This window comes from Gilvimarinus sp. 1_MG-2023, from assembly GCF_030548285.1.
Genome location: NZ_JAUOSC010000858.1, coordinates 1 through 283, shown reverse-complemented (window position 1 = coordinate 283; position 283 = coordinate 1). Strand labels below are relative to the sequence as shown.

General features: G+C 53.0%; 1 protein-coding gene. It reads right to left on the bottom strand.

The window, feature by feature from the left end:
• Positions 1-35: 35 nt before the first annotated feature.
• Positions 36-283 (bottom strand): hypothetical protein (locus tag Q4563_RS19330; protein ID WP_442903806.1); only part of this gene is annotated, 248 nt, incomplete at its 5' end.

Sequence of the window (283 nt, the reverse complement as noted above, 5' to 3'; positions counted from 1 at the left end):
CTCCGGGGGTTGACTCATGGGGTATGGACGACTCATCAAAGATCAAAGTCGCCGAGATCGTTGGTGTCAACTTCGCTGTCGAGAGCACCGACCAGGTAGGAACTGATTTCAGATTCCTGTGGAGCGACCTGGACGTTGTCGCTGTTTAACCAGGAGTTGATCCAGGGCAGCGGGTTGGAGCGGGCTTCAAAAATACGATCAAAGCCCAGGGCGGCGATACGCTGGTTGGTGATGTATTCAACGTACTGACAGAGAATATCCTTGTTCAGGCCAATCATGGAGC